This is a genomic window from Sphingomonas sp. TX0543 (genome assembly GCF_048565505.1).
Taxonomy (GTDB): Bacteria; Pseudomonadota; Alphaproteobacteria; order Sphingomonadales; family Sphingomonadaceae; genus Sphingomonas.
Window position 1 is genome coordinate 1,874,946 of the sequence record NZ_JBLZUS010000002.1, and the last position, 12,710, is coordinate 1,887,655.

14 protein-coding genes and 1 tRNA gene are annotated in these 12,710 nt (G+C 68.9%); all 15 read left to right on the forward strand.

Translation table 11 applies throughout. From position 1 onward, the window contains the following. Positions 1-9: 9 nt before the first annotated feature. The 15 genes from ACM61V_RS09605 (at position 10) to ccmC (ending at position 12,636) form a co-directional block, all read left to right on the forward strand. Positions 10-216: a PDZ domain-containing protein gene (locus tag ACM61V_RS09605; RefSeq protein WP_419714258.1), complete on the forward strand. Its 207-nt coding sequence runs from the start codon at positions 10-12 to the stop codon at positions 214-216. Next, positions 213-2,399 (forward strand): type II secretion system secretin GspD, encoded by a 2,187-nt coding sequence (gspD, locus tag ACM61V_RS09610; RefSeq protein WP_137785709.1) that lies wholly within the window; start codon positions 213-215, stop codon positions 2,397-2,399. The genes ACM61V_RS09605 and gspD overlap by 4 nt, the downstream gene beginning before the upstream one ends. Further along, positions 2,396-3,937 carry a type II secretion system ATPase GspE gene (gene gspE, locus ACM61V_RS09615; protein WP_137785708.1) on the forward strand — a complete coding sequence of 514 codons (1,542 nt, stop codon included), beginning with the start codon at positions 2,396-2,398 and terminating at the stop codon, positions 3,935-3,937. The genes gspD and gspE overlap by 4 nt, the downstream gene beginning before the upstream one ends. 23 nt (positions 3,938-3,960) lie before the next feature. Then, on the forward strand, positions 3,961-5,184 hold the full coding sequence (gene gspF, locus ACM61V_RS09620) for a type II secretion system inner membrane protein GspF (RefSeq protein WP_419714259.1): 1,224 nt from the start codon (positions 3,961-3,963) through the stop codon (positions 5,182-5,184). Between the two features lie 8 nt (positions 5,185-5,192). Then, a complete protein-coding gene (gspG, locus tag ACM61V_RS09625) occupies positions 5,193-5,636 on the forward strand; it encodes a type II secretion system major pseudopilin GspG (RefSeq protein WP_137785707.1) in 444 nt (147 codons plus the stop codon). Next, positions 5,611-6,177, forward strand: coding sequence for a GspH/FimT family pseudopilin (locus ACM61V_RS09630; RefSeq protein ID WP_137785706.1), 567 nt, complete (start codon positions 5,611-5,613; stop codon positions 6,175-6,177). Before gspG ends, ACM61V_RS09630 begins: the two co-directional genes overlap by 26 nt. Continuing rightward, positions 6,170-6,583 carry a type II secretion system minor pseudopilin GspI gene (gspI, locus tag ACM61V_RS09635; RefSeq protein WP_137785705.1) on the forward strand — a complete coding sequence of 138 codons (414 nt, stop codon included), beginning with the start codon at positions 6,170-6,172 and terminating at the stop codon, positions 6,581-6,583. The genes ACM61V_RS09630 and gspI overlap by 8 nt, the downstream gene beginning before the upstream one ends. Further along, positions 6,580-7,305 (forward strand): type II secretion system minor pseudopilin GspJ, encoded by a 726-nt coding sequence (gene gspJ, locus ACM61V_RS09640; RefSeq protein ID WP_137785704.1) that lies wholly within the window; start codon positions 6,580-6,582, stop codon positions 7,303-7,305. The genes gspI and gspJ overlap by 4 nt, the downstream gene beginning before the upstream one ends. Beyond that, the gene (gspK, locus tag ACM61V_RS09645) at positions 7,295-8,266 is read left to right on the forward strand and encodes a type II secretion system minor pseudopilin GspK (protein WP_137785938.1); all 972 of its coding nucleotides are present in this window, start codon (positions 7,295-7,297) and stop codon (positions 8,264-8,266) included. Before gspJ ends, gspK begins: the two co-directional genes overlap by 11 nt. Next, positions 8,263-9,351, forward strand: coding sequence for a type II secretion system protein GspL (gene gspL, locus ACM61V_RS09650; RefSeq protein WP_249341426.1), 1,089 nt, complete (start codon positions 8,263-8,265; stop codon positions 9,349-9,351). Before gspK ends, gspL begins: the two co-directional genes overlap by 4 nt. Next, a complete protein-coding gene (gene gspM, locus ACM61V_RS09655) occupies positions 9,348-9,821 on the forward strand; it encodes a type II secretion system protein GspM (RefSeq protein ID WP_137785703.1) in 474 nt (157 codons plus the stop codon). Before gspL ends, gspM begins: the two co-directional genes overlap by 4 nt. Next, entirely contained in the window at positions 9,818-10,540 is a 723-nt protein-coding gene (gene gspN, locus ACM61V_RS09660) for a type II secretion system protein N (RefSeq protein ID WP_137785702.1), read from the forward strand. Before gspM ends, gspN begins: the two co-directional genes overlap by 4 nt. Before the next feature lie 86 nt (positions 10,541-10,626). Next, positions 10,627-10,703, forward strand: a tRNA-His gene (locus ACM61V_RS09665). A gap of 93 nt (positions 10,704-10,796) precedes the next feature. Continuing rightward, positions 10,797-11,849, forward strand: coding sequence for a Glu/Leu/Phe/Val dehydrogenase dimerization domain-containing protein (locus tag ACM61V_RS09670; RefSeq protein ID WP_137785701.1), 1,053 nt, complete (start codon positions 10,797-10,799; stop codon positions 11,847-11,849). 61 nt (positions 11,850-11,910) lie between these two features. Continuing rightward, a complete protein-coding gene (gene ccmC / locus ACM61V_RS09675) occupies positions 11,911-12,636 on the forward strand; it encodes a heme ABC transporter permease CcmC (RefSeq protein ID WP_137785700.1) in 726 nt (241 codons plus the stop codon). Positions 12,637-12,710 lie beyond the last annotated feature (74 nt).

The following is a 12,710-nucleotide window of genomic DNA, read 5'->3' on the forward strand; positions in this document are numbered from 1 at the left end:
GGGCTTGTTGTGCGGCCACAAGGTTCCGGCGCGTCGTTTCGTGCCGCCGGGTTGAGAGAGGGCGATATTATTACCGCGATTGCAGGTCGGCCGGTAAACAGTCCGGCCGATTTCGATAGCATTGCAACGGGCCTTGCTGACGGCGGCACCCTGGCACTTACAGTGCAGCGAAACGGGCAGACCGAAACGATCTCCATTCCGGTGGCGGGCCGATGAGGCTGGTTTCTCTCGCAACCGCGCTTGCGCTGGCTTTGGCAGCACCGGTGTATGCCCAGACCACCCTTAATGTGCGCGATGCGGATATCCGCGCCTTCATCGCCGATGCTGCGAAGGTTACGGGGCGCGTCTTCATCATCGATGGGCGGGTGCAGGGCAAGGTTACGGTGGTTACGGACCGGCCGTTAAGCAGATCGGAATATTTCGAGGTATTCCTTTCGACGCTTCGCGCCAACGGGCTGGTCGCCGTGCCGACCAGCAACGGGGCTCTACGTGTACAGCCGCTGGACAACGCAGCGGCGCAGCCCGGCCGCGTCGGCCTCGCCGGGGCGGCGCGTAACCAGTTCGTCACCGAGATCGTCCGCCTACGTTCGATCGATGCGCAGAGCGCGGTGGACACGGTGCGTCCGCTGGTCAGTCCCCAAGGATCGGTGACCGCCAACCGAGGTGGCAATTCAATCGTCGTCGCGGATTTCGCGGATAATATCCGCCGCGTGCGGGAGGTTTTGCAGCGGATTGACAACGATAACGCCTCGACGCGCGTGATCGCGCTGAAGAATGCGGGCTCGCGCGATATCGCGACCGCGCTTCAGGGGCTGATCGGTACGCCGGCACAGGGCGGCGGCCAGCAGACGACGGTGGTCGCGGTCGAAGGGGCAAACTCGGTCGCGTTGCGCGGCGACCCCTCAACCGTGGCGCGGCTGTCGCAGATAGCGTTGGATCTTGACCAGAAAGCCAAGAGCGGCACTGAGATTCGCGTCGTTTTTCTCGAACATGCCGACGCGGCGCAACTGCTGCCGGTGCTGCAGCAACTCGTGGGACAGACACCGGATCAAATCCCGCAAACCACACTGACGCAATCGAATTTCGGCGCATCATCGTCGTCCACCTCCGGCCGCTCGGGCAGCAGTGCGCCTTTGGCATCGACTGGATCGCAGGGGCAGGCGGCGCCGGGGAGCGGTAATAGCGGCCAGGCGGCGATTTCGACGCAGGGCGGGCGGGCGCCGGCGGTGGTGACACGGTTCGTCGGCGCCAACGCGATCGTGATCGCCGCACCGGCGGACATCCAGCGACAGCTTTCGGAAGTCGTGCGACAGCTCGATACCCGCCGCGAGCAGGTGCTGGTGGAGGCGATCGTCGCCGAGGTTTCGGACACGACGGCCAACAAGCTGGGCTTCCAGTTCCTGATCGGCAGCCTGAAGGGCGGCGCGTTCGGCGCCACCAGCTTTTCCAATTCGGCGCCGAACCTGTTGACGATTGCGGGCGCGATCGGCGCGCGCCAGCTCGCGACGACGACAACGACCGTGAACGGCAGCACGACCGTTACCACCACCAACAACACGATCAGCGACGCGCTGGCGCAACAGGCGGTCAACTCGATCCTCGGCGCGGGCGGCGCGTTCGCCGGTTATGGCGGCCAGATCGGGGACACGATCTTCGGCTCCATCATCAACGCGGTGAAATCCGACACCACCTCGAACCTGCTCCAGTCGCCGAGCCTCATCACGCTCGACAATCAGGAGGCGCGCATCCTGGTGGGGCAGGAAATCCCGATCACGACCGGGCAGGCGCTGAGCCAGAATTTCGACAACGCCTTCCGCACCGTGCAGCGCGAGAATGTGGGCATCCAGCTCGAGGTGCGCCCACAGGTCAACTCGTCCGGCTCGATCAAGCTGTTCCTGCACCAGCAGGTCAGCTCGATCGCCGGGCCGGTATCCAGCGACAATTCCGACCTGATCCTCAACAAGCGCGAGGTGGAGACGACGCTGACGGTGGATGACGGGCAGATCGCGATCATCGGCGGCCTGCTGGACGATAACGAGCGCCGCACGATCGAGAAGATCCCCCTGCTCGGCGACATACCGGGGCTGGGGCAGCTCTTCCGCTCGAAGGCCAAGACCCGCACCAAGACCAATCTGATGGTGTTCATCCGCCCGACCATCCTGCGTTCGGCGGACGACAACCGCAAGGTGACGGAGCAACGCTATGGCTATCTGCGCCTGAAGCAGGGGATGCAGGACCCCGCGCGCGAGCCATCGATCGACGAACTGGTGCGCGACTATATGGGTGCCGCCCCGCCGATCCCGCCCGCGCCGGTGCCCGGCAACATCGAGGATCCGCGCGTCAACGTGCCGGTGCAGCGCAATTCGACGACGATCCTGAAGCGCGGGAAACCGAAATGAGCGACGCGGGCGGCCAGCCCGGGTTCGAGAGCGCCGAGGCCTCAGCGCCCGCACCGGCGGTGATCGCGCCCGTGCAGCTTCCCTATGGCTTCGCACGCCGCTTTGGCGTGATCCTCGACGGCGCCAGGGTGGCATTGCGCGAGGGCGCCGATCCGAGGGCGCTGATCGAGGTGCGCCGGGCGGTGGGGCATCCGTTCGATGTCGAACGGCTCGACCAGGCCGCCTTCGACCGGCTGCTCAGCGACAATTACGCGATGGACGGCCAGGCCACGGCCCTGGCGGCGGTGGGCATGGGCGATGAACTCGATCTGCTCGCGGACGGCATCCCCACCGCGGAGGATCTGCTCGACACCGCCGATGACGCCCCGGCGATCCGCCTCATCAACGGCGTGATCGCCGATGCGGCGCGGCATGGCGTGAGCGATATTCATGTCGAGCCCTACGAAACCGGCCTTGTCGTGCGGATGCGGATCGATGGCGTGCTGCGCGAAACGCTGCGCATGCCGCCGCATGTCGCGCCGGTGGTGGTCAGCCGCATCAAGGTGATGGCGCGGCTCGACATCGCGGAACGGCGCGTGCCGCAGGACGGGCGCATGGCGCTGACGCTGGGCGGCAAGCTGCTCGACGTGCGCGTCTCGACGCTGCCGAGCCGCGCGGGCGAACGCGTGGTGCTGCGTATCCTCGACAAGGACAATGCCGGGATCGACCTCGATTCGCTGGGCATGAGCAAGCGGATGCACGCGCTGATCGAAAATGCGATCCGCGAACCGAACGGCATCGTTCTCGTCACCGGGCCGACCGGCAGCGGCAAGACCACCTCGCTCTACGCCGCGCTGCGCATGCTGAACGACGGCAGCCGCAATATCCTGACGGTCGAAGACCCGGTCGAATATGCGGTGGACGGCGTGGGGCAGACGCAGGTGAACCCCAAGGTGGGGCTTACGTTCGCCGCCGGGCTGCGCGCGATCCTGCGGCAGGACCCCGACGTTGTGATGGTCGGCGAAATCCGCGATCGCGAAACGGCGGAGATCGCGGTGCAGGCATCGCTGACCGGGCATCTCGTGCTTTCCACCGTCCACACCAACGATGCGATCGGCGCGATCACGCGGATGCGCGACATGAAGGTGGAGCCGTTCCTCCTCGCGTCCACGTTGCGCGCCGTGGTGGCGCAGCGGCTGGTGCGGCGGCTGTGCCCTGCCTGCCGCGTGGCTGTCGAGGCGGACGATGTGGTCGCGCGGATGCTCGGCATCGCGCCGAAGTCCACCGTCTATGAAGCGCGTGGTTGCGAGGCGTGCGGGCATAGCGGCTACAAGGGCCGGATCGGCGTGTTCGAGGCGGTGCGGGTGGACGATACGATCCGCCGCCTCATCAACGAGGGCGCGGACGAGGCGGAGATCGCGCGCCACGCCTTCGCCGTGAGCGAAACGCTGGCAGACGCCGCGCGCGGGCTGGTCGAGCGCGGCATCACGACGCCGGAAGAGGCGGTGCGGGTGTCGCGGCATGACGCGATGGATGTGGCGGAGAGCATCGATGAATGATCGCCGCCGCCGGCCCGCCCGGCATGGCTGATTTCGACTATGTCGCGATCGACACGCGCGGAAACGAAACGCGCGGTCAGATCGCCGCCGTCGATGCGGACACCGCACGGGCGATGCTCGATCGTCGCCGGCTCTATGTCGTGCGGATCGATGCGGGAACCGCGCAGCCGGGCCGGGGAAGGCCGCTGTTCGGGTTGCAATTGCTGCGCGGCCGGATGTCGTCGAAGCAGCTTACGCTCTTCACGCGGCAGCTCGCGACGCTGAACCGGGTGGCGCCGCTGGAAGAATCGCTGCGCACGATCACGCGCCAGACGGAGCAGGAGAGCGTGCAGGCGATCGTCGCCAATGTCCATGCGGGCGTGGTCGAGGGCCGGCGGCTGGCGGACGCGATGGCGCGGGAGGAGCGCAGTTTTCCGATATTGTATCGCGCCATGGTATCGGCCGGCGAAAGCTCCGGCACGTTGCCGACGATACTCGACCGGCTGGCGATCCTGCTCGAACGGCAGGCGGAAATACGCGGCAAGATCCTGACGGCCATCACCTATCCGGCGATCCTGGCGATCGTTGCGATGGGGGTGGTGCTCGCGCTGATGGCGTTCGTCGTGCCGCAGGTGGTGGAACAGTTCGACACGGTCGGCCAGCAACTGCCGCTGCTCACGCGGATCGTGATCGGCCTGTCGAACCTGTTGGTCGGCTGGTGGTGGCTGATGCTGCTGGTGCTGGCGGGGCTGGCGGCGCTCGCATGGGCGGCGCTGCGCCAACCGGCGATCCGGCTGCGCTTCGACAGCTGGGTGTTGCGCGTGCCGTTGCTGGGCCGGCTGATCCGCGATCTCCATGCGGCGCGGATGGCGCGAACGCTCGCCACGATGGTGGCGAGCCGGCTGCCGCTGATGGAGGGGCTGGCGCTGACGACGGGGACGGTGCGCAACCGCCGGCTGCAACTCGCGACGGAGGAGATCACGATCGCGATCCGTGGGGGCGGCAGCCTTTCGGGCGCGATGCGGCGGAGCGGCGTGTTCCCGCCGCTGCTGACCTATCTCGCCGCATCGGGCGAGGCGGCGGGGCGGCTGGACGAGATGCTGGAGCGCGCGGCCGATTATCTGGAGCGCGAGTTCGATCGCTTCACCGCGACCGCGCTTTCGCTGCTCGAGCCTGCTATCATCGTCGCGATGGGCGGTGTGGTGGCGACGATCGTCCTGTCGATCCTGCTGCCGATTCTCCAGCTCAACACGCTCGCAGGCCAATGAGGAAGTCCATGATTACCAAGGAAGAACGCCGCCGCCGTCGCCGCGAGGAAGGCTTCACGCTGGTGGAGCTGATGGTGGTGATCGTCATCATCGGGCTGCTGGCCACGATCGTCGCGCTCAATGTACTGCCCTCGGGCGATACCGCCCGCATCCAGAAGGCCAAGGCCGACATCGCCAATATCGAGCAGGCGCTGGAATTGTACAAGCTCCAGATCGGCACCTATCCCACGACGACGCAGGGGCTGGGCGCGCTCGTTTCCGCCCCGCAGGGCGTGGACGCGGCGCGCTATCAGGCGGGCGGCTATCTGAAGAAGCTGCCCAACGATCCGTGGAATCGCGCCTATCTGTATGCGGCCCCGGGCAAGCATTCGGCCGCCGATGTCTGGAGCCTTGGCGCCGACGGCAAGGAAGGCGGCGAGGGCGTCGATGCCGATATCGGCTCCTGGGAATAGGGCCGCGAACCGCGCCAGCGCCCCGGCGACCGCACGGTCGTCTGCCGGACGCGGCGCAATCGCTGCGCCCGGTTCCGTCGAGCGGGGGGGCGCACCGCGCGGACGCTCCGCGCAACATGGCTTCACGCTGATCGAGCTGATGGTGGTGGTGCTGGTGATCGCGCTGGCATCGACGGCGGCGGTGCTGGCGATGCCGGATCCGCACGGCCGGGTGATCGACGAGGCGGCGCGATTTGCGCTGCGGGTGCGCGCGGCGCGCGACGGGGCGATCGTCACCGCTCAGCCGACCAGCGTATGGGTGACACCGGGCGGCTATGGCTTCGATCGCTGGGACGGCGGACGCTGGGTGGCGATGGACGACAAGCCGCTGAAGGTCGCGCAATGGGGGCGGGGCACCAGCGTGTCGATCGGCGACCGGGTGCGCGTGATCTTCGATACCACCGGCATGGCGGATCGCCCGCTGTCGATCCCGCTGCTGCGCGAGCGCGCCCGTGCCACCGTGACGATCGGCGCCACCGGGGCGGTGCAGGTCGATGGCTGAACGACGCACGGGAGACGGCTTCGCACCTTGGAAGCGCTCCGCCGAACACGGTTTCACGTTAATCGAGATAATGGTTGCGCTGGCGGTGTTCAGTCTCGCCATACTGGCGCTGATCCGGCTGGAGGGCGCGACGATCCGCTCGACCGGCACGCTCGATTCGACGCTGCTCGCGCAGACGGTCGCCCGCAATGTCGCGATCGATGCGGTAACGGACGGGCGGCCCCCGCTCGCCGGCAGAAGCGAAGGGAACGAACGGAACGGCGGGCGGGACTGGCATTGGGTGCGCGACGTGCGCGCGATCGGCGACGGGCAGGTGATGCGCATCGACGTGTCGGTGACCGATCGCGACGGTCGCGTGATCGGCCGCCTCATGATGGTGCGGCCGGAAGCGATCGCGGCGCCATGAGAGCGCTGCCTCCCCAGCGTTCCGCCGAACCCGGCTCCGGGCTTTTCGAGCGTTCCGCCGAACACGGCTTCACGCCTTTCGAGCGTTCCGCCGAACACGGCTTCACGCCTTTCGAGCGTTCCGCCGAACACGGCTTCACGCTTGTCGAGGTGATGATCGCGCTGCTGATCTTCGGCATGATCGCCGCCGCCGGAGTGGCGATGCTGTCCTTCAGCATTCGTGCGCAAGATGCGGCTGGCGCGCGGCTGGATGATATCGGCGCGATCGAGCGGCTGTCCTCGATCCTCGGCGCCGATCTGGCGCAGGCGATGGACCGGCCGACCCGCGACGAGCGCGGGCTGCGTCTGCCGTCGTTCGCGGGCAATGCCGGCGGGCTGCGGCTGGTGCGCGGCGGATGGAGCAATCTGGACGAGGCGCCGCGCCCATCGCTCCAGAAGGTGGAATACCGGCTCGACGGCGACACGATCGACCGGATCGGCTACCCGATGCTGGACGGGGCGGACCCCTATCCGCCCGGCGCGATGCTGGAGCGCGTGAAGGCGATCACGCTGCGCTATCGCTTCAACGGCGCATGGAGCGATCGCTGGGACGGCACGCAGGGGGCGCCGCTGCCCCATGCGGTGGAACTGGTGGTCACACGGCGTGACGGCACGTTGCTGCGCCAGCTGTTCCTGGTGGGCACCGGCTATGCGCCCAGGAAGAGTGGTGGCCGTGCCGGCTGAGCGCGAACGCGGCGCCGCGCTGCTCACGGTGTTGCTGCTGGTCGCGGTGATCGCGGTGATGGCCGCGACCGGGCTGGAGAAGCTGCGGCTCGCGACGCGGCTGGGAAGCAACGCGATCGCGCTCGATCAGGCGCGCGCTTATGCCCAGGCGGTGGAGGCGCTGGCGACGACGCGGGTGACGGCGCTGCTGAAGCAGGACGCGACCCGCGTTACGCTGGCGGGGGGGTGGAGCGGACGCCCCTTCGCGCTGCCGGTGCCGGAGGGGACGGCGGTGGCGATCGTCACGGATGGCGGCAATTGCTTCAATCTCAACAGCCTCGTCACGCCCGAGCCGGACGGACGCTATATCGCCAACCCATCCACGGTGGAGCAGTTCGGGCGGCTGCTGCGCCTGCTGAACCTTTCGAACAGCGCCGCGATCGCCGCCGCCGCCGCCGACTGGATCGACAGCGACGATACGCCGCTTCCGGGCGGCGCGGAGGATCCCGCGTATCTGGGCGGCCAGCCCGCCTATCGCACCGCGGGAACGCTGATGGCCGACCCGAGCGAGCTGCGCGCGGTCGCGGGCGTATCGGCGGAGGCTTATGCCAGGCTGCGTCCATGGATCTGCACAATCCCGCGCGCCGAACGATCGGTGATAAACGCCAATACGCTTTTGCCCGACCAGGCGCCGCTGCTCGCGATGCTGCTGCCGGAAGGAGCCGGCATGGCCGGCGCGCGCGCGATCCTGATGCGCCGGCCGCCGGCAGGATATGCGAACCGCGACGAGCTGTGGAAAGCCGCGGGGCTGGCCGCGGTCACGCCCGATCCGGCCGCGCGCGATCAGGCGGACGTCACCTCGCGCTGGTTCGCGCTGCGCGTCGACGTGGCGCTTCGCGGCACCACGTTGCGCGAACGCGGGCTGATCGACGCAAGCGCTCTTCCCGCGCGGCTCGTATCGCGGCAATGGGGGGAACAGTGACGATCGCGACGCTGCTCTTTCTGCCGCCCCGCATGGGGGAACCGTGGCGCTGGCTGCGGATCGAGGGCGATGTGGTCGCCGAGCGGGGCACCGGCGTGCCGGTGGCCGATGGCGCGCCGATCGTGGCGGTAGCGCCCGCCGATGCGGTGACGCTGCATTGGGCGAGCCTGCCGGATCGCTCGCTGGCGCAGGCGGCCGCTGCCGCGCGGATCGTGGTGAGCGAGGCGAGCGCGACCCCGCAGGAGGGGCTGCATGTCGCGGTAGGGGTGCCGGATGGCGGCGATCGCCCGATCGGCGTCGTCGCGATCGAACGGATGCGGGAGTGGCTCGATTCGCTGCGCGCGATCGGAATGGACCCGGCGGTGCTGCTTCCCGCGCCGCTGCTGCTGCCGCCGGTCGAGCAAGGGTTCGTGCGGGCCGACCTCGGCGGGCAGGGCGTGGTGCGCGGGCAGGCGGCCGGGTTCGCCGACGAAGCGGGGCTGACCGAATGGGTCACTGGCGGCATCGCGCCCATGCTCATCGCCGGTGAGACGCTTGAACATGCGCTGGCCCACGCTGCGGCCAATCCGTCGCTCAACCTGCGGCAGGGGGCGTTCGCGCGCCGCCGCCGGCACGCGATCGACTGGGCGATGGTGCGCCGGGCGGCGCTGCTTCTCGCGCTGCTGCTGCTCTCGACGCTGGCGATCGATCTGGTGACGATCGCGCGATATTCGCTGGCGGCAAGCCGCGTGGAGGCGCAGGCCGACGCGATCGCGCGACAGGCGTTGCCGCGCGGCGCGGCCGAACGCACCGATCCGGCCCAGGCGCTCGACGAGCGGCTTTCGCGCCTGCGTGGGCCGGGGCAGGGCTTCACGCGCACCACCGCCGCCGTGGTTTCGGCGGTGCGGGCGACCCAGGGCGTTGAGATTGCGGCGCTCGATTTCCAGCCGAACGGCGATCTTCTCGTTACCGTGACCGCGGATGGCGACGCGCAGACGAGCGCGCTTCAGGCGCGCTTGCGGGAGGCTGGTTTCGGGGTAAGCGGCGGCACGTTCGAAGCCGCCGGCGGCCGGCTGAAGGGGCAGATCACGGTGACTTCGCGATGACGGCGCTGCGGAGCTGGTTCGATTCGCGCGCACCGCGCGAGCGCTGGCTGATCCTCGTGATGATCGCGCTGTTCGCGCTGACGATCGTGTGGGCCGGCGTGATCCGTCCGGTGCGCGACGGGCTCGCGTCAGCGCACGAGCGATACAATGACGCGGTAATCCGGCGCGGCGAAACGCAGGCTCGCGCCAACGCGGTGCATGCGATTCTGCGCGGCCATCCGCAGCCGCTGGGCGCGCCGCTGCCCGATGCCGTGCGCGAACGCGCCGATGCGGCTGGCTTTACGCTCGGCACGGTCGATCCCGGCGGGGATAATGTGCGCGTCGTGATTCCCAGCGCCAAGGCCGCGCCGCTGCTCGGCTGGCTTGCCGGAATGGAGGGAGACGGCGTGCTGGTCGATGCCGCGACGATCACGGGCAATGGCGACGGCACGGTCGCCGCGCAGCTCACGCTGAAGGCGCGCCGGCCATGATGCGCATCCGCCTTTCCACCGGACGCGGTACGCTGTTTCTCGCGGCGCTTGTCGTGGCGCTGATCGCGCTGCTGCCGATGCGGCTGGCGCTGGCCTGGTTCGGCCTGGCGGAGGCGGGGATGAGCGCGCGCGAGGTGCGTGGCAGCATCTGGTCGGGCGCGCTGACGGAGGCGCGGTTCGGCGATATCGCGCTGGGCGATCTTTCCGCCCATGTCTCTCCCCTGCAACTGCTGCTCGGGCGCGCGCGGGTGTCGCTCGCGGCGCCGGACAGTACGGGCGCCGCCCGCGTGACCGGCGCAATCGACGTGACGCGCCACAGCGTGGGCCTGAACAACCTTACCGCCAGCCTGCCGGTCGGCAGCGCCTTCGCCCCGGTGCCGGTGCGAACGCTGGAGCTCGAGGGCGTGAACGTCGGCTTCACCGACGACAGCTGCACCCACGCCGACGGCCGCGTACGTGCGGTGCTGAGCGGCGATGTCGCGGGCCAGCCGATCCCCCCGTCGATGAGCGGCACCCCGCGATGTGACGCGGGCGCGCTCCTGCTGCCGCTCACCAGCCCGGCGGGTGAGGGCTCTACGATCCGCATCTGGCCCGATGGGCGCTATCACGCCGACCTCACGCTAGCGGGCGGCGATCCCGCGCGCGCGGCGCGCTTGCAGGCGTCGGGCTTCGTCGAAACGCAGCACGGCTGGCAGCTCGCGATCGAGGGACGGTTCTGAGCGACGCGGGCCGCGTGCAACCGCAATCGCATTCTGATAGCTTGACCAGATGCCCGCACCACCGCTAGGGGCGCGCATTCCTTGCGGCGATCGTAGCTCAGTTGGTTAGAGCATCGGTTTGTGGTACCGAGGGTCGCGGGTTCAAGTCCCGTCGATCGCCCCATTTTCCCTCATCATAGCGAATTGGCTGGCGTTTGGCCGTCCATAACTTTATTGCGCCCATCGGTGTTTTTCTTGCGCGCTAGGTGAGATTGCGATGACCATCGACTGGGGCTTTCCGGATTTTGACGCCCATGAGGGCGTTCACCTGTTCACCGATCCCGGCTCGGGCCTTCACGCGATCATCGCGATCCATTCCACCACGCTTGGCCCGGCGGCGGGCGGCGTTCGCTTCTGGCATTACGCCTCCACCGATGGCGCGATCACCGATGCGCTGCGCCTGTCGCGCGGGATGAGCTACAAGAATGCGATGGCCGATCTCGCGCTGGGCGGCGGGAAGGGCGTGGTGCTCGCCCCCGCGGCCGGCGCGACGATCAGCGAGGCGCAGCTCAAGGCGTTCGGCCGCGCGGTCGAATCGCTGGGCGGCCGCTACGTGACCGCCGAGGATGTCGGCATGTCCGAGGCGCGCATGAAGGTGATCGCCGGCGAGACGCGCTATGTCTCGGGCCTGCCGGTCGCGAGCGGCGCGGCGGGCGGCGATCCCGGGCCATACACGGCGATGGGCGTCTATCTCGGCGTCAAGGCGGCGGCGAAGCGCGGGCTTGGTGCCGGCGACATGAAGGGCGTGCGGATCGCGGTGCAGGGGGTAGGCTCCGTCGGCGGCGGTGTCGCGCGGCTGCTGGCGAACGACGGCGCGATCCTGACGATCGCGGACGTGGACCGGGCGCGCGCCGAGGCGCTGGCGGCGGAGATCGGCGCGAACGTCGCGTCAACGGATGAGATCCTGTCGCTCGATGTCGATCTGGTCAGCCCCAATGCGCTGGGCGCGATCCTCGACGAGGCATCGATCGCCGCGATGAAGGCCAAGGTGGTCGCCGGCGGGGCGAACAATCAGCTCGCCACCAGTGCCGACGGGCGGCGAATCCACGAACGGGGCATTCTCTATACCCCCGATTACGTCATCAACGCCGGCGGGATCATCAACGTCGGGCTGGAGTATCTCGGGCAGGGCGACGAGGCGGAGGTGCGCGCGCGGATCGCCCGCATCCCGGATCGGCTCAATCAGGTGTGGGACGAGAGCGAGGCGAGCGGGGCGCCCGCGTCCGAAGTGGCGGATCGGATCGCGCAACGGCTGATCGGGCGCGGCTGACCATCTCAGCCGATCGTCGGGGGGTGACGCCCGGGCGATCTTGCCATATTGGCCCAGCATCGTGCCCGCGCTCCACGCCTTTGCCAATCCAGCCCGCTTCCTGAAGCTGGCGCGACCGCTCACCCCGGTGGCGACCTGGCTGGGCGTGGCGCTGATCGCGATCGGCTGCTGGGCCGGGCTGACCCAGACCCCGCCCGACTATCTGCAGGGCGAGACGGTGCGCATCCTCTATATCCATGTGCCCGCCGCGTGGCTCGGCATGGGCGGGTGGAGCGGGATCGCGCTGTCGAGCACCGCCTTCCTCGTCTGGCGCCATCCGCTCGCGGACGTGGCGGCGCGGGCGATCGCGGTGCCCGGCGCCGCCTTCGCGCTGATCTGCCTCTTCACCGGGGCATTATGGGGGCGGCCTACCTGGGGCACCTATTGGCAATGGGACGGGCGGCTCACCTCGATGCTGCTGCTGTTCTTCGTCTATCTCGCCTATATCGCGCTCGCCCGCGCGGATCGCGAGCGCGGCGGCGACGGGCGGATTCCGGCACTGTTCGGGATAGCGGGCACCGTGCTGTTGCCGATCATCCGCTATTCGGTCGTCTGGTGGAACACGTTGCATCAGGGGCAGAGCATCGGGCTGACCGGCTCGAAGATCGCTCCCGAACTGCTATGGCCGCTGCCGATCATGCTGGCCGGCTTCAGCCTGCTTTTCATCGGCATCGTCCTGATGCGGATGCGCGCGATCCTGGCGACGGCCAAGGCGGAGGCGCGGCTGCGCCGGAAGGCGGCGGCATGAGCCCGTGGCCCTTCGTCATGGCCGCCTATGCCGTCACGCTGGGCGGCGCGGCGCTCGTCGCTTTGTGGAGCTGG

Coding starts and splice junctions, on each gene's coding strand:
- gspJ (WP_137785704.1), top strand. CDS start 6,580: ATGAGAGCGCTGCCTCCCCAGCGTTCCGCCGAACCCGGCTCCGGGCTT.
- gspM (WP_137785703.1), top strand. CDS start 9,348: ATGACGGCGCTGCGGAGCTGGTTCGATTCGCGCGCACCGCGCGAGCGC.
- ACM61V_RS09670 (WP_137785701.1), top strand. CDS start 10,797: ATGACCATCGACTGGGGCTTTCCGGATTTTGACGCCCATGAGGGCGTT.
- gspE (WP_137785708.1), top strand. CDS start 2,396: ATGAGCGACGCGGGCGGCCAGCCCGGGTTCGAGAGCGCCGAGGCCTCA.
- ACM61V_RS09630 (WP_137785706.1), top strand. CDS start 5,611: ATGCCGATATCGGCTCCTGGGAATAGGGCCGCGAACCGCGCCAGCGCC.
- gspI (WP_137785705.1), top strand. CDS start 6,170: ATGGCTGAACGACGCACGGGAGACGGCTTCGCACCTTGGAAGCGCTCC.
- gspG (WP_137785707.1), top strand. CDS start 5,193: ATGATTACCAAGGAAGAACGCCGCCGCCGTCGCCGCGAGGAAGGCTTC.
- gspF (WP_419714259.1), top strand. CDS start 3,961: ATGGCTGATTTCGACTATGTCGCGATCGACACGCGCGGAAACGAAACG.
- gspN (WP_137785702.1), top strand. CDS start 9,818: ATGATGCGCATCCGCCTTTCCACCGGACGCGGTACGCTGTTTCTCGCG.
- gspD (WP_137785709.1), top strand. CDS start 213: ATGAGGCTGGTTTCTCTCGCAACCGCGCTTGCGCTGGCTTTGGCAGCA.